The organism is Streptomyces sp. NBC_01214 (assembly GCF_026340975.1).
Taxonomy (GTDB): domain Bacteria; phylum Actinomycetota; class Actinomycetes; order Streptomycetales; family Streptomycetaceae; genus Streptomyces.
Genome location: NZ_JAPEOS010000003.1, coordinates 2,056,263 through 2,077,079, shown reverse-complemented (window position 1 = coordinate 2,077,079; position 20,817 = coordinate 2,056,263). Strand labels below are relative to the sequence as shown.

Here is a 20,817-nt window from a genome sequence, read left to right as displayed (position 1 = left end):
GCCGCGAGCCGCCACGCACCCCACCCCCACGCCTCTCTGACAGACAATCATTCCACCAATCGGAATCAGCCGGAGAGCCGGCCGGGGAAGCGGATGGTGTCGCCGCCTCGCTCGCCGAGTTGTTGCCCGACAGGGTTCGGGTGTTGGGCGCGGACCACCCCGACACCCTCACCACCCGACACGACCTCGCCCACTGGCGGGGGCAGGCGGGGGACGCAGATGGTGCCGCCGCCGCGCTCGCCGAACTGCTGGCCGACCGAATGCGGGTGCTGGGCCCGGACCGACCACCCCCACACCCTCACCACCCGACACAACCTCGCCCACTGGCGGGGAGAGGCAGGCGGCAGGGGCAGTGTTCGGTAATAACCTCCCCGTCGCGTAGTACACGCGGGCCCGGCCCCCGCCGGCGGATGGCCTTGGCACCCTCCACTACCGCCCGGATGCGGAGCGGTCAGGGCGCTTCCAGGGGTTCGATGTTGCCCAGGGCGGTCGGTAGTTCGCGGCCGCCGGCCTCGGGGCCGATGTAGGCGTGGCGGGTCCAGCGCGGGCCGGTGTGGGTGGCGACTTCCTCGCGGACGACGGCCACCATTTCGCCCTCGATGCCGGATGCGATGCCGCGGACCCGGTGGCCGAGCAGCGGGTGTGATCCGCCATGCGCTCCATCGTGCAGGCCCGGACGGCACGGCATCCGGAGCGCAGCCCGCTTCCGCGCCCTGACCATCAATGAAGCAGCTCCGCGCACGGGCTCGAGAACAGCTGAGCGTGACGATCTCTCAGAACTGCTGGCAGGAAAAGCGTTTGGGGAGGACAGGCCGGGTCAGACGCGTTGGTGTCGGAGGCCAGGCCTTGGGGGGTTGGGCTTCCGGAGCGGGCCCCGCCCCCGTGACGCTCCTGCCTCCCGGCGTTATGGGGCAGGCCCGCCCGCACGACGGGCTGCCGCCCGGATCCGTACGGCCCCCTGACACCCCGCACCCCGGCCTCCTCCCCGACCGGGGACCCCGGGGCCATCCGGCGAACCCCCGGCGCCGGCTCTCAGACCGCCGCCCCCGGGCAACGGACCCGACGGCAGCAGCCCGACGCACGATCAATCGCCGAGCCAGACGATGCCCAGGACGGACAGCCGCCGTGTGAGCCGGTTGGCCACGTAGACGACGGACAGCTGCCCAACGGACGCGGCCCGGACGTCCTCGCCCTCGGGATCGCCGGCGTTCCACTGGGGCCAGCCCCACGGGGAGCGCACTGCGATGTCCAGGACGTCGCGGACCGTCTCCCGGGCCGGGCCCGGGAGCTCGGCGAGGGTCTTCGCGGCCTGCGGGGACAGACGGACCGCCCACGGTTGTTCTTCGGTCACGGGCGGCCGCCGAGGACGTCGTCCAGGTCCACGAAGTCGGAGTCGTCCTGTCCGGAGTCCATGAAGGCGTCGACGTCCGGGGCCACGGCGACGCGCAGCTGCCAGGTGCGCACCACCTCGTGCAGGGGGGTGAGGCTGAAGGCGTGGCGGGCGTCTTCCAGGGCCTTGGCCCAGTCCCGCTCGAACGCCGGCACCCACTGCTCGGCGCGGCGGTCGGCCCGGAGCTGGGCGAGGAGTTCGGCCGCAGCGCCGGGGGCGGGCGTGTAGGGGGTGGCGGGTGTGTGGTCGGGCTGGGCGCTCATCGGCTCCTCCTGGCGGCGGGTGCTACCGGCCAGGGTAGAGCGCCGTGGCCTGGGCCGTGGAGGTTCGGACGGATGCCGCGGCCCAGATCCCGCCTGCTGCCGCGCCCGGGCGCATCGGCAGGCGGGACGAAACTGCAACTTCACGCCGCGCTCTTCGCCGCTTCCGCACGGCGGAGGTCGGTGCAGCGGAGCCCGCCACCGGGGAGCCACTCCAACACCGGCCCCACCTTGTCCCGTGCTCGGCACACCACGACACCGGGGGACCACGCCGCCGAGATCGTGCCGCGCGCAGACGCAGGATCGCGTCGGATAACCAGCACTTATCCGATGTGACCTCCAACCCCGTTCCCCTGCACGCGAATCGACAGCACCCATTGCAGAAGGTTGGCCAGAAAACGCTGCATCACAAACTCCCCTGACGATGTATAAGAGAGTAGGCAATGCGCTGCACAAGAAATGCAACACTTGACGCGGAATGAGGAATCACGATGTCCCACGCTCGTCCGCTCGCGAACGGCCTGCGCACCGACCACCCGGTACCCGGCCTGCCGTTCGTCGACGACTCGCACATCCCCCTCGACGAGGGCCCCGAGGCCATCGAGGCCGTCGGCCGCCACGAGGCCAGCGGCATGTGGGGGCGCTACGACCGCAACCGACAGGACAACAGCTGGTACGCCTTCACCACCGATCCGCTCGACCACTCGCTCGGCTGGTCGGTGCGCTACCACCCCGACCGCGGTCGGACCGTGCTGCTGATGCGCGACGGCGACACCTCCACCCTGCACAGCGACTGGGGCGGCGAGGCGCTGCTTTTCCGGGCCGGCGGCTACTGGTGGGACGGCACCACCTGGTACCGGCCCGGGCAGGTATGGAACCCCGTCGAGCAGGACCACGAGCGGCGCAAGGCCCGGGCCGCCGTCACGGTCAGCGCCGCCGACATGCTCGACGGCCGCGCCGACCCGGACAAGGCGTATGTGGGGAAAGTCCTCACCTTCGACCCTGAGGAAGGGGCTCCGGAGAACTGGGGCGACCACCTGGCCCTGTGGGCCAAGCACCACCAGGAGCGAAAGGGCGCGCTGCCCCTGGCCCGGTGCGTGGTCGACGTCGCCAGCCCCGAGCTGACCGGCGCGCAACTGCTCGGCGTGCCGGAGATGGCGGAGCTCGGCAACATCACCTCCTCCACGCTGCGGGCCTACATCTCCCGCGGCAACAGTGAGGTCCCCCAGCCGCAGGCGATGGTCAACGGCCGCGTCCAGTGGGCTCGGGCGGTGGCCGACGACTGGGTGGAAGCGCGCCAGCGCTCCTACGAGGGCATCAAGGCCACCATGTCCGCCGGTGACCGCGACAATCTCTCACCCGGCGCCGCCGCGGTCCGCGACCGGTTCGCGGCCAACTTCCACAGCACCCTGTGGGGGCGGCCGGACGTCCGCAAGCGGTGGATCCTGCGCGCCCGGAACGAAGAGTCCGTCCGCGAGATCGCGGACACCCTCGCCTGGGACGTCGCCGTCAGCTTGGACCGCGTCCTGCCGACCGACGTCCTCGGCCCGACCGTCAAGGGCGCGATCCTCAACGGCTTCGCCGAGGCCATCGCCATGAACCGCCCGTCCGCAGCGCACCGGAAGGAGGAGCCGGGCGAGAAGAGCTGGTACCACCTCCACCTCACGGTGCCGGTGGCGAAGATGCTCGACTGGTTCATCCGTCACCACCCCGAGTCCGCCCACCACTACATCGGCGACATCGTCCGCGAGGCCCACGACCGGTGGGAGATCCCGACGAAGGCAACGCTCCGCACCCTGCGGCAGGCCCTGTCCCTGGACGGCGAGCTGAGCCAGGAGGCCCGCGAGACGTACTTCGCGCTGCTCATGCCGCGCGAGCAGCACGCCGACTGATTGTCCAAGCACGCAGCGGGCCGGAGCCAATGACAGTGGCTCCGGCCCCTTCGCGTGACTGTATCCCGAGCCCAGACAGCAGCCCGCCCCCGACCGAGCCAGACAGCCTTCCCCCGGGAGACCCCCGCCCTTCATGGGGTGTTTCATGCGTCCCACCGTTTGCAACGCCTCATGAAACATGATCACTGCAGGTAGACCATCCCGTGGCGCCGTGTTCCATAGGCGACCGACTCCGGGCCAAAAGCGCGCCCCGCACACTCCTCTTCGCGCGCCCCCGAAAGCAGACCGCGCAGCCGCTCCAGCCGCTCGGGCTGAGTGAATGTCCCGTTGTCGACGGGTGAAGACATCGCCACTCCCACAGGTAGAAGCACAGTGGCGCCCGAGCCGACGCTGCTGCACCGCCTGACGTCCCTTCACCGCACCGGCGAAGGCCAGCTCTACCCGACCGCCGGTGAGGGCCAGACCTGCCCGGTCTGCGCCGGTAACCGGCGAGGCGAACCGCACCGGGTCTACGGATACGCGTGCTCCACTTGCATCCGCTCCGGCGCTGTCATTAGCCCGAACCTGATCACGAAAGAGATCGCGCGATGACCACCGAGCCCGCCGATACCGCGCCGGCCCCGCCGAGCCTGACCTTGACGACGTGCTATGCGAGACCTGCGGCTGGACGTACTCCATGATCTGCCCGGAGTACCCCGGCTGCGGCTGCTCCACCAGGTGCTCCGGCTGACGCCACGGCGAGTACCAACAGGACCGGGACGACGAGCCGGGCGACTGCGGCGACGACGAGTGCGAGGGCTGCGACGACCGCTCCCACTACGGGATGGCGTACGGCGAGGCGGCCTGGTGACGCCCTACGCTCCGGCGGGGCGCGAAACGCAACGAAAAGAGGAACACATGCCCGAGATACTCGTGCTGAAGCTCACCACTTACCCCGGCACCGTGAAGCCGCGGGACTACTCCGGCCGGACGGAAAACGGCTGGAAGGAGGGCCTCACGGACGAGCGGATCGCCGAGCTGAACCGCTGGGGCTGGAGCCTCAACACGGAGCGCGCCCGCGCGTGCTCGCATGTGCTGTTCGTGTACAGCGGTATCGTCCGCGCGGTCGCGAAGATCACCGGCATCTTCGGCCCGTACGACGCCGACGAAGGTGAAGGCCACGAGGTCAAGCTCGTCAAGAAGAAGGCCGTCGAGGTGAAGGTCCTCGGCCCCGGCAAGAAGACCTACGAGAAGTGGCACGGGAAGCCGGTACCGCAGGCCAGTTCGGGCAGGTCGGTACGCTACATCCCCGCCTGACACCCGAACCAGCCCCCGCCCCGGAACCGAGCCGGCCAGCGGGGGCTTCCTGAGTTTTCGGGCATTACCAACCCGGCGCCCCGGCCGCATACGGTGAGTACACAACTAAATGGACCCGGTCCAAGCGCTCAGGACCGAGGGCTACTTCGTTTCCAGGCCCGGCTACTGCCCCAGGAAGGTCTTGCGCCACTCCAGCGGAGACATCGTCAGCGCGGCCTCCGCGAGGGCCTGTGCCGACGCCGTCTTGAGGCTGTTCAGCGAGGTGTCGATCCAGTCCTGCACCAGGGTGTAGCCCTGGGCGCGGTACTCCACCGCCTGCACCAGGCATTCGAGCTTGTCGGCGTCCTTCGCCACGATCGCCTCGGGGGTGTCACCGCTCTCGTATTCGCCCACCACCCGCTGCACGCCGGCCCTGACCGCAGGGTGCGCGGCAGAAACCTGGTCCGCGGTGACGGTCTCGTTCGAGGCCGCGTCGATGTACCGCCGTCCGATGTGCGGGATGTCCCCGATCCGCGTCTCCTGCGTGTCGTGGAACAGGCACATCAGCGCCACCTTCGCGGGGTCGACGCCTTCCATCATGGCCAGCACGGCGCCGACGATGCCGACGCGGAACGAGTGCTCGGCGATCGACTCCGGGTTGTTGTTCCCGGTGAACCACCAGCCGGTTCGCTTCGCGTTCTTGAGCACGCCCATCTCGAAGAGGAATCCAGCTGTGCCCTGGGCGTTCGCCGTCTCGTCTGCCATCTGCTGACCTCCAGTTTCAGGTTCGATCACGAAGAACGTAATGCACGCTGGTGAGTTCACGCCGGGATCTTTCGGAGATGCCGCCCCCGTCCAGCAGTCGCTCGGTACGCTCCGCCAGGTCCCGCACCAGCAGGCCGGACGCCTGCGGGAGCCAGGGGTGGGCCGACAGCAGGGCCCACATCGTGTGGGCGTACAGGTCGACGTACCCGGGGGCGTGATGGAGTCCGTACGTCAAACCTCGCAACAGGGTGACGGGATCCCAGCCCGTGAGCTGCCGGTCCCGCATGAACATGTCGTCGGACTGCGGTAACGGGGTACCTCCCAGCCAGTAGGCCCAGTAGTTCAAGTTCGCGGCCTCGCCCGCGTCGTCGTCCACCATCGCCCGCTCGATGAAGTCGAGCAGCGGCACCGGATCCCCGAGTCGGGCGAGGGCGGTAGCCGTCGAACGCGCCTCGGCCCACTGCGGAGTCCACCCCCGCCGGGCCAGCAGACCACGCCGGGCATGCAGGGCCTGAGCGGTCCAGGCCACCGCCTCGGGGCTCTTGTCGTACGAGGTCAGGTACAGGGCCTGGCGGTGCAGGAGCACGCCCTGGGCGTCGGTCCGCGGGGCCGCCTCCGCCGTGTTCCGCAGCCGCTCGAAGAACGCTGCCCGGTCCGGGGAGGCAAGGAGCGGGGAATCCGCTGCTGGCCCCCTTCGGCGCGGGGCCGGGATACCCGCAAGGGACGGCGGCCGGATGCCGGTGAGCGCCCAGGCCAGCATGTGGGCGGTGTCCCGAGTGTGCACCCACTCGGCCAGCGGGTGCGGCCCCTCGACAGGCTGGAGCGTGGCCGCGATGATCCGGTCCGCATCCATCGCCGCGTCCAACAGGGCGACGATCGCCGCGTCCGCACCAAGCCCGGCCAGCCGCCGCCGGAGCCCTAGTAGATCCACCGCCCTCATATTTGCGATCGGCCGCCGGCCCGACTCCCAGCCCTGCACCGACGCCAGGTCCACGCCCAGGGCCTCGGCCATCCCCGCCTGAGTGAGCAGCACCGACTCCCGCGCCGTACGCAGGACAAAGCCCGCGATCGTGCCGGTGATTGGTCTCGTGGCCATCGCGCGCTCCCCGGTGCGGCCCCTGCCGTAACACGTACCCGCAGTCAGTCCTACCGCACGCAGCGCGACCGTACGTTCATCTCGCGGGAACGACCAGGCCCCTTGCATGGGACCGATGTTGACTCCGCACCCCCCGGCAGCGGGGCGCAGTCATACCTCCCCGGTCCCTGCGTCCCGCTGCACCGCCTCCGAGAGGAGCGCTCGATGCCCGGCCCCGAACTCCCCCGCCGCCCCCTGGCCCGACAGCTCGAAGACCAGCCCACAGAGCGCATCCCCTGGGACGCCTTCGCCGTCGACTCCGGCACCGCCGAGACGTACGGTCAGCCCTCCTCGGCCCTCATGGCGCGAGCGGAACGGGGCTGGCAGAAGCTCGGCGCCCTGCACGCCCGCGTCGCTCCCGCCGGCGAGGACGGTACGCAGTGAGCAGGCGCCCCTCCTGGCTGTACGAAGGCGCCCGGATCTTCGACCCCGCCAGGGACCGGGAAGGGGTCGTGCAGTTCATCGGCGAGTGGGAGGACCCCGCGACCCGCCGTGTCATCCCCGAGGCGGTCTTCATCAGGCCGGAAGGGGGCGGGGTCGAATGGGTCATCGCCGACCACCAGGCCCTCCGCCAGGCCGCGCCCGCTGACCCCCGCACAGCACCACACGGACCACCGACCCCGAGGGAGAAGCCGTGTCCGCCCATCCCGCGTCGCCGAACACCGTCCTCGCCAACGCACTGACCTATGCCGAGGACGTCCTCACCCCGCGCATCCGCGCGCAGGCCCCCCAGCGCGTCGTCTTTACCGTGGGCACCCAGATCAACGGCGCCCCGCACATCGGAACCTCCCTGGTCCAGTCCCTCACGTTCGCCGCAGCGGCCCGCGTCCGCGACCGCTTCGACCTTCCCGTCAGCATCGTCTTCGGCGCACTCGACAACGCCCCGCACGAAATCGCGACGGACCCGACCAGCGGCCACCGCTACCAGCGCGCCTACGCCCAGGCCCTCGGCGAGGACGAGATCCGGGGCCAGGTGGAGAAGGTGTACGGCCCCCTGTTCGAGGCTCTCTCCGTGCTCACCGGAATCGGGTACGAGATCAACACCTACTCCGAGCAGCAGCGCACCGAGACGTACCGGAGGACGTGGCTGCGGATCCTGCCCCGGCTGGACGCGGCCCGCTGGTGGCTGGCCCCCTCGACGGGCGTCCCGCACGTCCGCGTCCCCTGCCTGGAGCCGGGGTGCGGCTGGGCGGAGAAGTACGCCGAGCGGACCCGGGTCGTCATCGAGGGCGAGGACTGCGCCCAGGTCTACGCACATTGCCTCCACCACGGTCCTTACAGCGGGATCACCACCCCCAGCGTCGGCACCTACCTCGACCTCGCCACGCTGTACCGGAACCTGGTGAAGGAACTCTCCGCGGCCGGCGACCCGAGCACGCTGCACGTCATGGTCAAGGGCGGTGACTGGGTCTTCGGTTCCCACCTTGTCGACGGCGCCCTCCAGGCCCTCGGCCTCGCGCAGGGACCGACCCCGGCCCGGCTGTTCTGCCCGCAGATCGTCACCGACACCGGCGCCAAGCTCTCCAAGTCCCTGATCCGCGAAGGCCGCGCGACGTTACCCGAGGGTGCGGAGCCGTGGATGCTCGACACCCGGAACTGGCCGGGCTCGTTGACCGAGTACGCCGAGCGGCTGCTGACGCTGTCTGACGTTCTCTTCGCCGACCCCCGGCACTTCTTCCGCTCGTACTCGGCCGCCGAGATCGGCCGCATGATGACGACCACGACAGGGAGCCGTACCCCCGCATGAGCACCACCCACCGCCTCAACCTCTACCGCCAGTACTTCGAGCTGGTGGCCTCCGGCACCAAGACGATCGAGGTCCGGGTGAAGTACCCCCACCTGGAGAACCTCAAGGCCGGCGACCGGATCGAGTTCCGCATCAAGGACACCGAGGAGCGGTGCGAGGTCGAAGTGCTCCGCGTCGCCGAATACCCGTCCTTCGAGGCTCTCCTGGACGGTGAGGGAGCGGAGAAGGTCAACCCCTCCGCGAGCCGTGAGCAGCAGCTCGCCAACATCCGCGGAATCTACGGCCCCGAGAAGGAAGCCCTGGGCGCCCTGGCGATCGAGATCAAGCTGATCTGACGCCCCACAGACTCCCGCCCCGCACCTCCTACAGCACCACCGCCCGGGGCGGGCGCACCTCTTCCTCTCCGCACCTGGCCAGGCAGTCGGCACGGAGAGGAACGGCGCCGGGGACATGTCTGGGGACGTGCTCCCCGGCGCCACCCACTGCACCACTCGAACCGATCGAGAGGAGCACCACCGCATGACCGTCATGATCGAGAACCCGAGCCAGGCCACCACCCGCTCGCGCGCACCGCAGGAACTGCTGAACGCGGCAGGACAAGATCGAGCACCTCACCGTCAACATCCTCGACGACGGCATGTCGATCTGGGACCGCGAGATCGCCCTGCTGCTCCGCGACGAGGTCGACACCCGCGAGACCGCCGAGGGCATCTTGGGCAACGCGGTGATGTACATGATCGCGTCGATGGAGAACCCCAACGTCCACATCGGCGTCGGCAAGATCGTCGACAGGGCGTGCACCAGGTCATCCTCGACACCCCGGTCTACTTCGCGTTCTGCGACCTCTACAACGGCGGCAAGTACAAGCACCACGCCCCCTTCATCAAGCGCCGCAGCGACGGCCTCGTCATCCGCACCGCCGACTTCCTGCGCTCCTGCGGGTTCAACCCGGACACGGAGCTGTGGGCCAAGGACGGCGCCGACTGCTCCCCGTGCGACTCGAAGGTGCCCGACTCCCACTGACGGCTGACCGGCGGCCGAAACCGCCCGCCAACCGACCGAACCGCCCTATGGTGTGGGCCTCACCAGCGCGACCGGCGGGGCCCTTCCCCCGTTCCCGAAGGACATGACCATGACCACCGCCCCGCACAACTACGAGCACGAGCAGGCCCTCTGGGACACCTTCGCCGAGAGCGCGTGGAAGGACCCGAGCAACGGCGAGCCGGTGCTCCGCTGGACCTAGTACAAGGACCACCCCGCCGACCCTGGCATGGTCATCCTCGGCAACCCTGTGACCGCCCTGGAGATCGGCAGCGGCACCGGCCGGGCCGCGGCCTACCTCGCCGAGCAGGGTGTGCAGGTCACCGCGGTCGACCTGTCCCCTGTCGCCGTCGCCAACAGCACCGAGCGTTACGGGCCCCTCGGCGTCGATTTCGTGTGCTCCGAGATCCTCGCCCACCTCGCCGGCGGGGAGAGCACCTTCGACGCCGTGTACTCCATCTTCGGCGCGGCCTGGTTCACCGCCCCCGAACGTCTCTTCCCTCTCGTGGCCGGAAGCCTCAACCCGGGCGGCGTCTTCGTCTTCTCTCAGCCCCCGGCCATTCCGGGCGCCTACGGACCGCAGGGCATGTACAAGGGCGGCTTCGCGGGCCCCGCCATGTTCACCTACCGCTACAGCTACACCCCCGAGACGTGGGAGGACTTCCTGCGCGAGGCGGGGTTCGTGGACGTCCAGGCCCGCATCCTCGACGCCCCGAAGGCCGACCACATCGGCACCCTGCTGGTCCGCGGTGTCCGGAACTGATGCACGGGCGTTGCCCCGCTCGCTCAGGAGAATGGCGGTCGTAACGCCGCTGGAGACAGTAGCGTCTACTCGTGACCGACTTCCTCGCCCCCGAACACGTGCCCGCCCTTAACGGCAGTGCCTCCAACGGCCTCTACCCGCCTGAGTGGCACGAGGCCAGAGACAACGGGCTCACCTACGCCGCTATTCGCAGCGTCAGAAAGTTGTGGGTGGTAGACGTCGACACCCTCACGACTCAAGATGTCGCGACCGGAGAGGCCCGCATCTCCCTCGAATCACAAAAGGCTGTACGTGACGCCGTCGCGCGCCTCCACACAGCCCAGAGGTTTCAGGGAAAGCCCGAACTGGACCTCAGTGGCACCTGGTTCAATCTGGGCTATCTGACGACGGAGCAGGATGCCCGCGAACTGGCCAGTGCCGTCTACAGCGCGGTCTACGGCGGTCCCATCCCTCTGACCCGCATCGCCGCGGGTGGGGTGGTCTAGCCGCGCGCTGCCGGGGGCCGGCTGCACCGCCGCGGTCACGAGCGCTCGGCCCGTGCGGCCTGTGCCCTGCGTTCCTTCTCGTCATCGGCCATGCCCGCAGTGTGCCCGAACGCCCGCCCGCGTGCGGCCGTTGTCCGGTGACAGCGAACCTGGACCGAAGTTGGGTGGCCGGGACAGGTGAGCAACGCTGGAGACATAGCCCGCGTTCGCTTCTGCGCCTCCTGTGGGGCTCGGTTGCCCAGGGACGCCCCATCCCGGCGCCTCTACTGCGACGACGTCTGCCGAGCCCAGACGTACCGGGAGCGCAGCACCGCCGGCCGCATGCTGGGGCTCGGGCTGGTGCTGGGTGAAGCGGAGTGGAGCGGCGACACCGGCATGGTCCGGCTGCTGACCTGTCCGGTCTGCGGTCGCCTGACCTTCGCCGGAGCAGGCCGCCGCCAGGACGTCGTGTACTGCTCGGGGCGGTGCAGATCCAGGGCCTGGCGGGACCGCTGTCCTCTGACAGGTGATCTTGATCGTTTGCCAGGTGAGTTTGACCGCTGCTGGGTTTCTGTCACCCGATCTCGGCCATCGGCCGGCGCTCGGTGAGGGGCGGTGGGATCAGTGGTTGCGGAACGGTGCCCAGGGGTCGGGAAGGGAAGCGCTCGGGTCCTCACTCTCGGTGGACAGTCCGACGTAGGCGCGTAGGGCGGGGAGGGTACCGGGGAGGCCGTACTGGGTGAACCGCTCGTGGAGGTCGGAGCCGAACGGCACGGGCTGGAAGTCCGCGGCGGTCAGCAACTCGGCCAGGACCCTCAGCAACTCCCGGCGCCCAGGGGAGAGCTCGACGAACACCGCTACGGTGTCCGCGGGGTCGAACAGGGCTTCCAACAGGTTCTCGGCGCGGACAGCCAGCGGGCGGGGCACGACTCCGGTCTCCTCGATACGAGGCAGGGCGCGGACGATCTCCAGGAGGACCCCGTCCGGGTCCTCGGCGGCGCCCATCAGGTGCAGCAGGCTACGGACGGTGTAGCTGTGCAGGTCGCCCGCGTGGTGGGCGGTGGCGGTCTCGGGGGCCGGCCCGGCGCCAAAGGCCGCCAGCTCGGCGGTGATGCGCTCCGCCGGCGGCAGGGCGGGCGCGGCGGCCGGGTGCGCCACCAGCAAGCGGGTCAGGGCGGTGGCGGCGGCCCAGCGCGGCAAGCTGTGCTCGTGGTCGAGGTGGTGCCGGAGTCGGCCGTCCGGGTCGTGGTCGGCGATCAGCCCGACCGAGACGAGGACCGTGGCGACGCATACTGGGTCCCGCTCGCCGTCGAGGCAGGCCAGCAATGGGAGCAGGGTGGCGTCGGCTTCCTCGGGGAACCAGCCGAGGAGGTAGGCGGTCTTGGTGCGGATCTCCGGGTCCTGGTCGTCGAGCAGTTCGAGCAGGACGGGAAGGTGGGCGCGGACCGCGTCATAGGAGCGCAGTGCGCCCTCGCGGGCGTCGACGGGGTGCCCCGCCGCACAGTACGCCCGTCCCTCGCATAGGTTCTTCAGCCGCTCCTCGTCGGTCTCGGCGGCGATCTGCTCGTCGTACCAGCGCAGATTCTCTTCGGGGCTGATGGCTGTGGCGCGCCACGCGGCGGTGTCGATGCCGAGCGGGAGGTCGTATTCGTCGTGCCAATCAATGGCCAGACGGGTCAGCAGCAGCAGCGCGTCGGCCCGGGCGCCGAATGGGCCCGCGACAGCGATTCGGGTGAGGAACGGCACGGCGTACGGAGAGGCCGAGTACCTGGTGCCCTGGTGGAAGATGTTGCCGAACAGGCTGCGGAAGGCGCTCTCCCGGGCCTCCTCGTCCAGCCCGCACACCGTCCGGAGCTGACCAGGCACGTCCTCGGCGCTGCCGTAGGCGTGCCCCAGGGCTGCCCAGTCGATGTCGTCCAGCCCTGCCAGGAGATCGTCGGATCGTTTCATGATCCGTATGCTCGCAGGGACCGCTGACACCGATCCCGCAGGCGAGCTGTCTCCTTGAGCCCAGCGGTCAAACTCACCTGTCAATCGGTCAAGATCGCCTGTCAAAGGACAACCGCGCAGCACGCCGCGTGCGGGTGTGGCCGTGACGTACAGCCGTCACAGATTCGGGCCCTACCAGCGGGTATGACGCCTGTGCGTCACGATCGGGAGGGCCGCCGGACGGCGTGCCGCCTGACCGGGCAGTGGGAGCCGGTGGCATGGTGGCCTTTCCTCAGCAGCCCGAGGCGCGGGCCGGCTGAGTGTGGCCCCGGGACCTCCTGCCCGGGGCTGCGCCATACCCGAGCCGGCCGGGATTGCTCCGCGCATGCGGGCAGGCCTGTCCGGGCCGGGGCCGGACAGGCCTGCCCGCCTGCGGGGCGCCTGCATGACAGAGCCCCGGCCGGGGTGACTACGGGCGCCTGGCCGGGGCTCTGCGGGCGTGGGGTACCGCTTCGCTCAGAAGGTCTCTTCGCCGCGCTGGTCGTCGCGCTCGTCGCGGATCAGGTCCTCCTGACGGCGCCGCTTGTCCTCGTCGGGGCGCTGGCCACCGCGGGACGGGGTGCCGGGCTCAGGGTGGACCGGGTCCTGACCGGGCTGCTGCGGGCGCTGGGGGCGCTGCTGCTCCTCGCGGCCCTTGCCCGGCTCCTGGCGCTTGTCCTGCATACCGCCCATGACGGCAACTCCCTTGTTACGCGGGGTGTGGATTCCTCGGCCCACGCTGCCACGAAGCGTCACCGCTCGCATCAGCTCGACTACCGTTCGTGGCGAGAGGGTGATCGTGCGACCTGGTGCGGATGCGTCGGAATGCGGGCTGGGGGCCCGGTGCCCAGGATGGGCGCAGTCCCCCGTCCCCGCGTCGTCAGGAGCCGAACCCATGCTGCAGCGCACACTGCGCAAGGACCGCACCGAGGTCACCTTCATCCTCCCCGCCGACATCCCGCCCGGGCCGGTCAGCGTGGTCGGCGACTTCAACGACTGGCAGCCCGGCGTCCACACCCTCACCCCGCGCAAGGACGGCAAGCGGGCCGTTACGGTCGAGCTGCCCTCCGAGGGCGCCCACTCGTTCCGGTATCTGGCCGCCGGGGACTACTGGTTCAACGACGAGAACGCCGACGGCCAGGACGGCCCCAACAGCCGCCTTCACACCTGACCGGCCCAACCGGCGTGACGTACGGCGGCCCTGGGCGTTGAGTGCGGCAGCACGTGTGCCGCCGGCCCACCACCCTGGGCCGGAATCCGTGTGACGGCCCCGCCACCTCGCGCCCGGCGGCGGGGCCGTCGTCGCTTCCCCGACCGCTCTCCCGGTTCATGACGGAACGGCCACGCCCTCGCCTGCGAGAGCACGCCCCCGGGTGAGAGGCGGCTTCAGATGTCGCCGGTCCACACCTCGGGGCCGCCGCCCTCCCACCGGATCGGCCCGTCCTCGGACAGATCCACATCCTCCAGCCCGGCCCGGCGCAGGAACTCCGACACGTCCGCGGGCGTGAACGCCCGGCCGAGGTCCGCGTACACGCCGAGCGCGTGCACGGTGACCTTGCGCCCGCCCTGCGGCAACACGGGATGAATCACGATCTCCGTCTGGTCCGCCATGCATCCACAGTGCGGCGCCCCGGCCGGCGCGGCAGCCGGAGCTCACCCCCGCCGCTGCGTTCGCGTGCCGCGAGAGCACAGCAGTCCTTGACGCCATCTCAGAACTGCTGGAGGGGAAGGCGTTTGGAGGAGAGCGGCCGGGTTAGACGCGTGGATACCGGAAGCTTCCACCTGGGGGCGGGTGCTTCCGGAGCGGGCCCCGCCCCCGTGACGCCCCTTCCCCCCCGGCGTCATGGGGCAGGCCCGCCCGCACGACGGGCTGCCGCCCGGATCCGTACGGCACCCGGACACCCGACGCCCCGGCCTCCTCCCCGGCCAGGACCCGGGGGCCGTCCGGCAAGCCCCCGGGGGCGGCGCTCAGACCGCCGCCCCCGGGCAACGGACCCGACGGCAGCAACCCGCCGCATGATCAATATCGATGAGTTCGGGGTTCTGGCACAGATCTTGGGGAGCGGTCGCGGAGTGTTCCTCGATGTTCGATTGCGAGGAGACGGCTACGCGTGAGACCGCGTACGCCTTCTCGGTCCTTGGGGAGGATCGGAGCGGTGAGTAGCGACTCCGCTAAGCGGTGACGGGCGTAGCCGTCGACTGCTGGCACAACGCGGCGAAGTCGGCCTGCGTGGCCTCGACGCCCGCCCGCCCGCCGTCCGTCGGAGGTCGTCCGTCGGCCGGCGGGCGGGGTGGCAGGGCGGCGCGGTCACATCCTTTGCGAACGATGCGCAACCGTTCCGCCGCTCCTGCATGTCCCACCTTGCAGGAGCGACCAACTCCAATGACGACCAGGGGGAAACATGAAATTCACCCGTTCCGTCCTTACCACTACCGCATTCGCCGCCCTGGCCCTGGGGGCCACGACCGCGCTGGCGGCGCCCGCCACCGCCGCACCCAACACCACGCCGCAGAAGGTCTGCGGAAGCGCCTACAAGACCGTGAACTCGGCCGCCATCGGCTCGCTGGGCACCGTCTACCTGACGTACAACGCCTCGAACGGCAAGAACTGCGTCGCGACCATCCGCAACAACCCGGGCGCGGCCGTGGACATGGCCCTCTGGATCGAAGTCCCCGAAACCTGGGAGCGGGGCGAGGACTACGGCCGGTACACGTCGTACGCGGGCCCGGCCTACGTGTACGGCAAGGGCCACTGCGTCGACTGGGGCGGGGGCATCAGCAACGTGCACGTGCAGGTGTACAACTCCAACTGTGGCGCGCGCAAGGAGCACCGGGTCACCGAGGTCCGCTGACCCGAGCTCCTCCTGACCGCGACGTTCTGTGCCGTCGTGCGGTCGTCGGGGGCAGGACCTACGACCCGACGACCGCACGGGAACCGCCGCGGTCCCGCTCGCCCCGGCAGACTCGCCGAGTCCTGCCGGGGCGAGGGCGCGTCCGGCCGCCCCCGTTATGTTTTTCGCGGTCCTGCAATGGGGCCGCTGGCCTCCGGGCCCGGTATGACTGTGTCCCCTCTGTCGAAGGCATGACCTGGGGGGTGGTGTCGCCGGGCCCGTGGGGTGCCGTCGGAGACGCTGATGAGAGGTCCGGCCACCGCCTGGCCTGGCGCAATGCCGGGCAGTTCGCGGGCGGCAGGTCTGCATAACGTGGATGCGCGAGCACGGTGCCACCGCCGAGGCCGGCACGGTCAACCACCCGGGAGGGGTGCGATGTTAGACACCGGCGATGTGGGCGTCTTCCTGGGTATGGACGTCGGCAAGACAGCTCACCACGGCCACGGACTGACGCCGGCGGGCAAGAAAGTCTTCGACAAGCCGATGCCCAACAGCGAACCGAAACTGCGGGCCGTCTTCGACAAGCTGACCGCGAAGTTCGGCACGGTGCTGGTGATCGTGGACCAGCCGGCCTCGATCGGTGCTCTGCCCCTGACCGTCGCCCGGGACGCGGGCTGCCAGGTCGCCTACCTGCCCGGACTGGCCATGCGACGGATCGCCGACCTCTACCCGGGAGAGGCGAAAACCGACGCGAAGGACGCCGCGGTCATCGCGGACGCCGCCCGCACCATGCCCCACACCTTGCGTTCGCTGGAGCTGACCGACGAGATCACCGCCGAGCTCACGGTGCTGACCGGCTTCGATCAGGACCTCGCCGCAGAAGCCACCCGCACCTCCAACCGGATACGGGGCCTGCTCACCCAGTTCCACCCGTCGCTGGAGCGCGTGCTCGGCCCGCGACTGGACCACCGGGCCGTCACCTGGCTCCTCGAGCGATACGGATCCCCGGCCGCACTGCGCAAGGCCGGCCGCCGCAGACTCGTCGAACTCATCCGACCCAAGGCCCCGCGGATGGCACAGAGGCTGATCGACGAGGTCTTCGACGCTCTCGACGAGCAGACCGTCATCGTTCCAGGCACGGGCACCCTCGACATCGTGATCCCGTCCCTGGCCGCCTCGCTCGCCGCGGTCCATGACCAGCGCCGGGCAATGGAAACCCAGATCAGCACCCTGCTGGAGGCCCACCCTCTTCACCCGGTCCTGACCTCGATGCCGGGAGTCGGAGTCAGGACCGCCGCAGTCCTGCTGGTCACCGTCGGCGACGGCACCGGCTTTCCCAGTGCCGCCCACCTCGCCTCCTACGCGGGCCTCGCCCCCACCACCAAGTCGTCGGGCACCTCGATCCACGGCGAACACGCACCCCGCGGCGGAAACCGGCAGCTCAAACGGGCCATGTTCCTCTCCGCCTTCGCCTGCATGAACGCCGACCCGGCTTCACGCACCTACTACGACCGGCAAAGAGCCCGCGGCAAGACCCACACCCAGGCACTCCTGCGGCTCGCCCGCCAACGCATCAGCGTCCTGTTTGCCATGCTCCGCGACGGCACCTTCTACGAGTCCAGAACCTCAACCGTCACCCTCGCCGCATGACCACCCCAAACAGCCTCACACCCGGCACCACGTCCTTGACGAAGGACATAGAGGCACCCCCTCGGGTGCACGGCCATCCGGTCGGCGCGTCGCCGCAACCGGGGCACCAGGAGCAGATGCGGTCCCGGTTCGGCCGACCGCGCTCACCCGGACCGACATCCAGCTGCTCGGTGGCGAAACGGACCACCACCTCCGGGATCACGGACAGGTCCTCAGCGGTGGTGGACCAGGATGCGTGAACGCTGACGGACCCGGCCTCGTGCCCCTTCCCTGTAATCGAAGGCATCGTCACGATCCGTGACCACTCCCCAAGATCTGTGCCAGAACCTTCTGGTGAACATCCGCAGCACCCAAGATCGCCAACTGCCACCCAAACCGCTGACTAATCGCTGCCACTTCACAGGTTCTGGCTCAACTTCTGTGGTGTTGCGTCACGTGGGCCGGTCGCCCGACGTCGCCCAAGCCGCCGACGTGGCGATTCCCTCTCCCACCGACCGGGCTCTGCCGGGCGACGGCGCCGCACCACAGAAGTTGTGCCAGAACCACTTCACATGAACGAAGCCAGCCACCCAAAGACGACGCCACCGTCCTGTGCCTCGACTGGCACGGCCCCCACCCGGAAGCGGCCGCCTAAACGCCTTGGGATCAGTCCGCGGCCGCCGGCCCCGGACGACCCTTGCCCCCCGCTGGGCGGAATCAATGTAGTGGCCTCCGGCGCTGCCATACCGCTTTCGGTGGATCCCGGTGCGTAGGCGGCCCGGTCCGGGCAGCCTACGGAATCCGCAGGGCCGGCCGGGGGCCGGCGGGAGAGAGGAGAACGGCATGTGCGCACTCTCTCCGCGGGGCCCGGGGCTCGCCGGTGACCCGGCGGGTGTCATGCCGAGGCCGACGGGTTCACCGATCCGGCGGCACGGCGATACTCGGCGCTGATCCGCTGAGCTTCTTCCAGCTGGTCCTCGAGGATGACGATGCGGCAGGCCGCCTCGATCGGGGTGCCCTGGTCGACGAGTTCCCGGGCGCGGGCGGCGATGCGCAGCTGGTAGCGGGAGTAACGGCGGTGTCCGCCCGCGGAGCGAAGCGGGGTGATCAGGCGGGCTTCTCCGATGGCGCGGAGGAAGCCCTGTGTGGTGCCGAGCATCTCGGCGGCCCGGCCCATCGTGTAAGCGGGGTAGTCGTCGTCGAGACGGCCGAACGAGACGTCTGCTGTCATGGAACCTCTCTCGTGGAACGCGTGGAGGGGCCCTGGTGCCGTACGGCACCAGGGCCCCGAAGGAACTGCTACACCATCTGCCGGCCCTGATTCTGCGCCGACCTTCTGTATCCGCCGACCCGCCCGAACGGGGACGGGAGATGCGGGGATCGCGGTTGCTTGACCGGAGACCACCTCACTATCGATGTCCTGCGGTACCCGGACTCAACACTCTGCCCGGGCGGTCCTGATGGCGCCTCAACTCCTCCGTTCATCCCTCGGATGATCAACTGCTTACCAAGCGGGAAACGCGAACTGCTGGTACTGCTCGTGGCCTGACCGAGCGCCACGCTCCGGCAGCCAGCCCCGTCGCCCATCCTGCGTCTGCTCTGGCTTGGAACCCCACTGCCGAACTTCCCGGTGCGCGCGCCCGCAGCCGACGCCTTCACCGAGGTACTGCTCTTCACTGCCGGGTACTGCCATCACTGCGTTGACGCGGTACTTCCTGCGGCGGCCCCTGATGACTGCGGGCCACCCGGTCCGGCCGTCAGCCCCGTCGCCGTCCTGCAACCGCTCTGGCTTCGGAACTCCACTGCCGCACCGTCCAACAACTGCAACTGCGGGTACTGCTGCCCGGCAGTTCGTCTCTGCCGAGCTCTTCCTGACTGGGCTACGAGAGAAACCATTACCACATCACCACCCAATGTCTACTCCGGCCGCAATAGATTTTCGGGTGCGTGCCCTTAAGATAATCGGGTGTCGCCGGAGTGGGAGGGGGGACACAACGACCGGGCGGCGGCGCCGCCCGAGCCCTCATGCGCTGAGGCCCGTGCCCCGCTCCCGCCCGGGCCGCCTCATCATGGGCGGCACAGAAGATCTTGAGAGAGGTGAGCAGGGAGTGTGGGTGAGCGGTGACGATCAGTGCCGTGTCGTGCGCGTGGGGGGCGAGATGGACATCGACCGGGCGCCGATGCTGCGCGACGCCCTGCACTCGGCGATCACCCGGCCGGGTGGCTCGGACGAGATCGTCGTCGACCTGTCCGACCTGTCGTTCTGCGACTCCTCCGGCCTCAACGCCCTCATCCACGCGCAGCGGACGGCGGCCGAACACGGCCGGCGCGTCGTCCTGCGCACTCCGCCGCCCCAGGTCCGGCGCCTGCTGGAGATGACCGGCGCCGACGCGCTCTTCCCGATCGCCGACTGCTGACCGGGGCGGCGCCCGACCGCGGTCCCCCTCACGGATCGCACACCGGGCGGCTCACGGTCGGCCGTGGCACGGTGGCAGTGCGACGAGAGGGTCCACGCACGCGGGGCCCGGCCGGTTGAAGCCACCCCGGCCGGGCCCCGCTACGGACACCGGGCATCCTCGGCCCGTCGTCCCTCGCCCGCCGCTCTCCCAGCCCCACCCTTTCTCGACCGCGGCTTCCAGTCGGGTGACCCGAAGTCATTCCGATAGCAGTTCTAAAAGCCATCGACTCGCGGTGAAGGCCGGCGGTGACATCACAGTCTCCGGTCTCGCCCGCGCGGCCCGAGTCGACCGAACATTCTTCTACCGCCACAAGGACCTACTCGAACGCGTCCACGTCGCTGCTGGCACCACAGTCGAGGACGGACGGATGGCAGCGGTCAGCCGGATCTCGCTCCAGTCCGACCTCGCGAACGCGCTCGAACGCAGCAAGCGGCTGACAGCACGGGTTCGCCAGCTGGAGAACCGGCTGTCGTCTCAGCTTGGCGAGAGCGTCTGGGCCGATTCCGGGCTCGGGGCACCTGTCGACATCGACCAGCTCCAACGACGCATCACGCTGCTAGAACAAGATCTCGCCCACACCAAAGGGGAGCTCGACGAGCGAACGGAGGAGCTGGAGGCTCGCGCAGCCAACCGAGAGCTGACTCGCACCCTCAACTCATCAGTACCCGGATAGCCGGATTGCTCTGCGAGGGCGACCGTCCCCGCAGAGAGAACTCACAGGCCTGGTCCTTGGCCCGCCCCAACCGGTGGGGTGTCACCATGCGTTGACCAGCTTCAGAGCCTTCTTCTCCTTCTTTCCTCTGGTCACGGCTCACCGGCAGCGAGTGGCGACTCGCCCCAAGCATTCGCGGCCGGCGCCCTGGAGCTCGAGACCGCCTACCCGGCTCGGAGAGCAACGTGATTCTGAGCATCGCCCATCCCCCACCGCGATCTATCCGATTCGCCGAGCTCAACCGCATCCTCACCAGCCGCGAAGCCGACCTACTGGAGCAGTTCGATACCGACCCGCAGGTCTGACACGACATAAAGTGACCGGGGCGGTTCGCTCTTTAATCGACGCAGGATGGATCGAGGCTGAGAGGGTGCTATAGGCCGTGGAGCTGGCGTCGACCCAACGCGGCCGGCTCCCGGCGATGCCGATTCCTGGCGGGAGTGCCACCGACCGCCAGGGCGGTCCTCGATGACGCGCCGTCCGCAG

General features: G+C 69.7%; 21 protein-coding genes and 2 pseudogenes. 14 read left to right on the top strand and 9 right to left on the bottom strand.

What is annotated here, in order from left to right; genetic code table 11:
- Positions 1-140: 140 nt before the first annotated feature.
- Positions 141-527 (top strand): hypothetical protein, encoded by a 387-nt coding sequence (locus OG594_RS47500; protein WP_353962641.1) that lies wholly within the window; start codon positions 141-143, stop codon positions 525-527.
- Here OG594_RS47500 and OG594_RS46155 read toward each other — a convergent pair.
- From OG594_RS46155 to OG594_RS46145, 3 genes are all read right to left on the bottom strand, one after another.
- Positions 452-688 carry a hypothetical protein gene (locus tag OG594_RS46155; protein ID WP_266608710.1) on the bottom strand — a complete coding sequence of 79 codons (237 nt, stop codon included), beginning with the start codon at positions 686-688 and terminating at the stop codon, positions 452-454. The two genes, OG594_RS47500 and OG594_RS46155, sit on opposite strands and share 76 nt — an antisense overlap.
- Positions 689-1,084: 396 nt before the next feature.
- Positions 1,085-1,351: a hypothetical protein gene (locus tag OG594_RS46150; protein WP_266608708.1), complete on the bottom strand. Its 267-nt coding sequence runs from the start codon at positions 1,349-1,351 to the stop codon at positions 1,085-1,087.
- Positions 1,348-1,653 carry a DUF6247 family protein gene (locus OG594_RS46145; RefSeq protein WP_266608706.1) on the bottom strand — a complete coding sequence of 102 codons (306 nt, stop codon included), beginning with the start codon at positions 1,651-1,653 and terminating at the stop codon, positions 1,348-1,350. The genes OG594_RS46150 and OG594_RS46145 overlap by 4 nt, the downstream gene beginning before the upstream one ends.
- A 488-nt stretch (positions 1,654-2,141) precedes the next feature.
- On the opposite strand from OG594_RS46145, the gene OG594_RS46140 reads away from it, so the two are divergent.
- Positions 2,142-3,542, top strand: coding sequence for an AlpA family transcriptional regulator (locus tag OG594_RS46140; RefSeq protein WP_266608704.1), 1,401 nt, complete (start codon positions 2,142-2,144; stop codon positions 3,540-3,542).
- Between the two features lie 897 nt (positions 3,543-4,439).
- The gene (locus tag OG594_RS46135; RefSeq protein WP_266608703.1) at positions 4,440-4,838 is read left to right on the top strand and encodes a hypothetical protein; all 399 of its coding nucleotides are present in this window, start codon (positions 4,440-4,442) and stop codon (positions 4,836-4,838) included.
- 162 nt (positions 4,839-5,000) lie between these two features.
- Here OG594_RS46135 and OG594_RS46130 read toward each other — a convergent pair whose 3' ends face one another.
- Both OG594_RS46130 and OG594_RS46125 read right to left on the bottom strand, forming a co-directional pair.
- Positions 5,001-5,582 carry an HD family hydrolase gene (locus OG594_RS46130; RefSeq protein WP_266608701.1) on the bottom strand — a complete coding sequence of 194 codons (582 nt, stop codon included), beginning with the start codon at positions 5,580-5,582 and terminating at the stop codon, positions 5,001-5,003.
- A 16-nt stretch (positions 5,583-5,598) separates the two neighbouring features.
- On the bottom strand, positions 5,599-6,678 hold the full coding sequence (locus OG594_RS46125) for a DNA-binding transcriptional regulator (RefSeq protein ID WP_266608700.1): 1,080 nt from the start codon (positions 6,676-6,678) through the stop codon (positions 5,599-5,601).
- Between the two features lie 204 nt (positions 6,679-6,882).
- Here OG594_RS46125 and OG594_RS46120 point away from each other — a divergent pair, with 204 nt between their 5' ends.
- From OG594_RS46120 to OG594_RS46095, 6 genes and pseudogenes are all read left to right on the top strand, one after another.
- Entirely contained in the window at positions 6,883-7,101 is a 219-nt protein-coding gene (locus OG594_RS46120) for a hypothetical protein (protein WP_266608698.1), read from the top strand.
- A gap of 250 nt (positions 7,102-7,351) precedes the next feature.
- Positions 7,352-8,464 (top strand): hypothetical protein, encoded by a 1,113-nt coding sequence (locus OG594_RS46115; RefSeq protein ID WP_266608696.1) that lies wholly within the window; start codon positions 7,352-7,354, stop codon positions 8,462-8,464.
- Positions 8,461-8,799, top strand: a complete 339-nt coding sequence (locus tag OG594_RS46110) for an ASCH domain-containing protein (RefSeq protein WP_266608695.1) — start codon at positions 8,461-8,463, stop codon at positions 8,797-8,799. Before OG594_RS46115 ends, OG594_RS46110 begins: the two co-directional genes overlap by 4 nt.
- A 184-nt stretch (positions 8,800-8,983) precedes the next feature.
- Positions 8,984-9,487: pseudogene (locus OG594_RS46105) on the top strand (hypothetical protein).
- Between the two features lie 109 nt (positions 9,488-9,596).
- A pseudogene (locus tag OG594_RS46100) lies at positions 9,597-10,268 on the top strand (class I SAM-dependent methyltransferase).
- A 71-nt stretch (positions 10,269-10,339) separates the two neighbouring features.
- A complete protein-coding gene (locus tag OG594_RS46095; RefSeq protein ID WP_266608694.1) occupies positions 10,340-10,753 on the top strand; it encodes a hypothetical protein in 414 nt (137 codons plus the stop codon).
- Positions 10,754-11,353: 600 nt separating this feature from the next.
- On the opposite strand, the gene OG594_RS46090 is transcribed toward OG594_RS46095, so the two are convergent.
- Both OG594_RS46090 and OG594_RS46085 read right to left on the bottom strand, forming a co-directional pair.
- The gene (locus OG594_RS46090) at positions 11,354-12,682 is read right to left on the bottom strand and encodes a HEAT repeat domain-containing protein (RefSeq protein ID WP_266608692.1); all 1,329 of its coding nucleotides are present in this window, start codon (positions 12,680-12,682) and stop codon (positions 11,354-11,356) included.
- A 495-nt stretch (positions 12,683-13,177) separates the two neighbouring features.
- Positions 13,178-13,393: a hypothetical protein gene (locus OG594_RS46085; RefSeq protein ID WP_266608690.1), complete on the bottom strand. Its 216-nt coding sequence runs from the start codon at positions 13,391-13,393 to the stop codon at positions 13,178-13,180.
- Between the two features lie 202 nt (positions 13,394-13,595).
- Here OG594_RS46085 and OG594_RS46080 point away from each other — a divergent pair, with 202 nt between their 5' ends.
- Positions 13,596-13,871, top strand: coding sequence for an isoamylase early set domain-containing protein (locus OG594_RS46080; RefSeq protein WP_266608688.1), 276 nt, complete (start codon positions 13,596-13,598; stop codon positions 13,869-13,871).
- A gap of 215 nt (positions 13,872-14,086) precedes the next feature.
- Here OG594_RS46080 and OG594_RS46075 read toward each other — a convergent pair whose 3' ends face one another.
- Complete coding sequence (locus tag OG594_RS46075) at positions 14,087-14,311, bottom strand: hypothetical protein (protein WP_266608686.1); 225 nt, start codon at positions 14,309-14,311, stop codon at positions 14,087-14,089.
- Between the two features lie 791 nt (positions 14,312-15,102).
- Between OG594_RS46075 and OG594_RS46070 the strand changes: the two genes are divergently transcribed.
- Entirely contained in the window at positions 15,103-15,552 is a 450-nt protein-coding gene (locus tag OG594_RS46070; RefSeq protein ID WP_189968811.1) for a spore-associated protein, read from the top strand.
- A 414-nt stretch (positions 15,553-15,966) separates the two neighbouring features.
- Entirely contained in the window at positions 15,967-17,181 is a 1,215-nt protein-coding gene (locus OG594_RS46065; protein ID WP_266603309.1) for an IS110 family transposase, read from the top strand.
- An 874-nt stretch (positions 17,182-18,055) separates the two neighbouring features.
- Here the strand turns inward: OG594_RS46065 and OG594_RS46060 are convergent.
- A complete protein-coding gene (locus tag OG594_RS46060; RefSeq protein WP_266608684.1) occupies positions 18,056-18,391 on the bottom strand; it encodes a MerR family transcriptional regulator in 336 nt (111 codons plus the stop codon).
- A gap of 883 nt (positions 18,392-19,274) precedes the next feature.
- On the opposite strand from OG594_RS46060, the gene OG594_RS46055 reads away from it, so the two are divergent.
- Both OG594_RS46055 and OG594_RS46050 read left to right on the top strand, forming a co-directional pair.
- Positions 19,275-19,577, top strand: coding sequence for an STAS domain-containing protein (locus OG594_RS46055; RefSeq protein WP_266608682.1), 303 nt, complete (start codon positions 19,275-19,277; stop codon positions 19,575-19,577).
- 409 nt (positions 19,578-19,986) lie between these two features.
- Positions 19,987-20,292: a hypothetical protein gene (locus tag OG594_RS46050; RefSeq protein WP_266608680.1), complete on the top strand. Its 306-nt coding sequence runs from the start codon at positions 19,987-19,989 to the stop codon at positions 20,290-20,292.
- The last annotated feature ends 525 nt before the right edge of the window (positions 20,293-20,817 follow it).

Coding starts and splice junctions, on each gene's coding strand:
- OG594_RS46070 (WP_189968811.1), top strand. CDS start 15,103: ATGAAATTCACCCGTTCCGTCCTTACCACTACCGCATTCGCCGCCCTG.
- OG594_RS46135 (WP_266608703.1), top strand. CDS start 4,440: ATGCCCGAGATACTCGTGCTGAAGCTCACCACTTACCCCGGCACCGTG.
- OG594_RS46050 (WP_266608680.1), top strand. CDS start 19,987: ATGGCAGCGGTCAGCCGGATCTCGCTCCAGTCCGACCTCGCGAACGCG.
- OG594_RS46130 (WP_266608701.1), bottom strand. CDS start 5,582: ATGGCAGACGAGACGGCGAACGCCCAGGGCACAGCTGGATTCCTCTTC.
- OG594_RS46075 (WP_266608686.1), bottom strand. CDS start 14,311: ATGGCGGACCAGACGGAGATCGTGATTCATCCCGTGTTGCCGCAGGGC.
- OG594_RS46085 (WP_266608690.1), bottom strand. CDS start 13,393: ATGGGCGGTATGCAGGACAAGCGCCAGGAGCCGGGCAAGGGCCGCGAG.
- OG594_RS46125 (WP_266608700.1), bottom strand. CDS start 6,678: ATGGCCACGAGACCAATCACCGGCACGATCGCGGGCTTTGTCCTGCGT.
- OG594_RS46065 (WP_266603309.1), top strand. CDS start 15,967: ATGTTAGACACCGGCGATGTGGGCGTCTTCCTGGGTATGGACGTCGGC.
- OG594_RS46110 (WP_266608695.1), top strand. CDS start 8,461: ATGAGCACCACCCACCGCCTCAACCTCTACCGCCAGTACTTCGAGCTG.
- OG594_RS46155 (WP_266608710.1), bottom strand. CDS start 688: ATGCCGTGCCGTCCGGGCCTGCACGATGGAGCGCATGGCGGATCACAC.
- OG594_RS46145 (WP_266608706.1), bottom strand. CDS start 1,653: ATGAGCGCCCAGCCCGACCACACACCCGCCACCCCCTACACGCCCGCC.
- OG594_RS46090 (WP_266608692.1), bottom strand. CDS start 12,682: ATGAAACGATCCGACGATCTCCTGGCAGGGCTGGACGACATCGACTGG.
- OG594_RS46120 (WP_266608698.1), top strand. CDS start 6,883: ATGCCCGGCCCCGAACTCCCCCGCCGCCCCCTGGCCCGACAGCTCGAA.
- OG594_RS46080 (WP_266608688.1), top strand. CDS start 13,596: ATGCTGCAGCGCACACTGCGCAAGGACCGCACCGAGGTCACCTTCATC.
- OG594_RS46140 (WP_266608704.1), top strand. CDS start 2,142: ATGTCCCACGCTCGTCCGCTCGCGAACGGCCTGCGCACCGACCACCCG.
- OG594_RS46060 (WP_266608684.1), bottom strand. CDS start 18,391: ATGACAGCAGACGTCTCGTTCGGCCGTCTCGACGACGACTACCCCGCT.